This is a genomic window from Lacimicrobium sp. SS2-24, from assembly GCF_002201535.1.
In the GTDB taxonomy this organism is placed as follows: domain Bacteria; phylum Pseudomonadota; class Gammaproteobacteria; order Enterobacterales; family Alteromonadaceae; genus Lacimicrobium.
The window spans coordinates 1-2,064 of sequence record NZ_NIWW01000019.1 but is presented as its reverse complement, the minus strand read 5'-3'; the positions used below and the strand labels follow the sequence as shown (position 1 = coordinate 2,064).

The following is a 2,064-nucleotide window of genomic DNA, read 5'->3' as shown; positions in this document are numbered from 1 at the left end:
GAGTCTCTTAAGCAAAAGTACCCCATTAAATCTTCGAGGTACCCTAGGAGTAGTCTTTAGCAACCTGTTGATAGATTGCTTTTGAGATTCTGTTATCTGGATTGCTTCGTCTAAAGTCACGCAGGTAAATCAAAGCTTCATCCAGCTTCCTCATTGAGGGATTCAACTCTGTTAGCTTTGCTCTGTCCCTGCTTCTTGCTTTTTGCTCTGCCTTGCTATCACTGACTTTATTCGAGTAAGTTGTTTTGCCTTCAGTATCTATAGCTAACTCAAAGGGCAGCTTGTAGACTTTCCTTTTGACCCATGGAGCGAGTTTGCTAGCAAAATACTCAGCTGTTCCTTTGTCACCAAATAAGTAGAACAGATCATCGGTACCCAAATCATCATATCTACTCTTTCTTAGCGATGTTCTGAGCGCACCTTGGTAGCGGTAATAGTGATAGCATGCCTTTCGGATAGCAGATTGACTCATGCCCAAGCGTTCTTTGTAAAATTTCTCTGTTGATGGGATTGGCATTTGAGTATGCAGATCCATGAAGTGATGAAGCTTGGAGTAGTCATTAAAACCATGTGACTTGACATTAATTGCTTCACCTTCGTCGCCAATCTGCTTCACGTTAATGAACTTGTCCCAGTGCTCCCGCTCAAAGGTAAGTGCAATGTCTTCAAGCTCCTTGTCGGTTAACTTGTCCTTGCGTGTCGTTCTCCACTCTGCATTTTCTAGGACATATGCCACATGAACAGTACCCATTGTCACGTGTTCATTGGCTAAACCCCAGTCCAAGGGAACTTGTTTTATCCCTGCTGATTTGAATGCATGATATTGCAGCGTATCCTCATGGCAGGCAGCAAGTAACGTAATATCCGAGAATTTAGCGCAGAAAGCGGGTAAATCTAAATAGGCATTCCACTGCAATTTCGAGCCTGTCGCTTTTGGCTCAACAATCATCAGCGGATTTCTAGCATACATTACAAGATCCTGGTGCTCTTTGGGGAACTTATAGCCAAGTCCGTCAAATCCTTCGGGCTTCTCTTCTGCTAACCCAAGTCTGAACATAAGCCCCTGTGTTTCTGATTCTGTGTTACTGATAATTTCACTGCCTTCAGCGACAATTAGCCCTTCGTCTACATACAGAGGGAGCTTGATGTTATCTGGGATTTCATGGGCTGCTCTAATCAGGGACTTTGTTGTGCAGAGGATAACAAGCGGAAATTCTGATGCAGAAGAGATTCCCCTGACTATGTCTTCGACTACCGACTTATACTGCTTGCGCCAACTGGACTGCTTAGGTGCGACTAAAAGACCACAGGGTACATTAAGTTTTTCAAGGCCTTCTTTTGTTTGCTTTAGTAACCGCTTGGTCTCGGTGACATATATGACTGTCTCACCAGCAGCAACTCTAGCGGCAATCTTCTTGATAGCAGTCTGCGTTTTACCACTTCCACAAACACCATCTACATAAAAGATGTCCATATTGAGAAATTGTTCCAATTATCAGCCTATTACACTATCCTACCATGAGATTGAAAACTATCAGGAAGTTAGATGCAGAGCCTAATAAGCCTAAAGGTGACGATATTGGTCGTGACAATGTTCTTATCGGGATGTGCGACCACTTATACAACGGCATCAGGTAAAGAGCGGAATGCTCTAGCTGATTTGCTAATCATCGCAGCCGCCATGCCCAGCTCCGGCGATTCAACTAGGGATAGAGCAAGAAAGACAGGGTTCATAAATGGATACCTATCAGATGGAGATGAACACAATGGTGTCTGTGCATGTCCTTATGATACTGCGAAAGACGGCAGTAGGTGCGGTAACAGAAGCGCTTGGTCTCAACCGGGAGGTACATCTCCAGCATGTAATTATGATCGTATAACTACGGGGGACTTTGATGAGAGATGGGAGTTGGAGAGAAAAGAGCAGTATTAACAACTACCTGCGTGACTTTAGACGGAACAACCCTGACAAAAGAATAACCAAGTCTATCTACCAGCGGGTAGCCAAGGATTTCTCCTAGGGTACCTCGAAGATTTAATGGGGTACTTTTGCTTAAGAGGCTT

2 protein-coding genes are annotated in these 2,064 nt (G+C 44.1%); one reads left to right on the top strand and one right to left on the bottom strand.

Annotated features, from left to right (window positions below):
- Positions 1 to 43: 43 nt before the first annotated feature.
- Positions 44 to 1,492: a hypothetical protein gene (locus tag CCY32_RS17045; RefSeq protein WP_141096266.1), complete on the bottom strand. Its 1,449-nt coding sequence runs from the start codon at positions 1,490 to 1,492 to the stop codon at positions 44 to 46.
- A gap of 54 nt (positions 1,493 to 1,546) precedes the next feature.
- Here CCY32_RS17045 and CCY32_RS17280 point away from each other — a divergent pair, with 54 nt between their 5' ends.
- Positions 1,547 to 1,933 (top strand): hypothetical protein, encoded by a 387-nt coding sequence (locus CCY32_RS17280; protein ID WP_141096265.1) that lies wholly within the window; start codon positions 1,547 to 1,549, stop codon positions 1,931 to 1,933.
- The last annotated feature ends 131 nt before the right edge of the window (positions 1,934 to 2,064 follow it).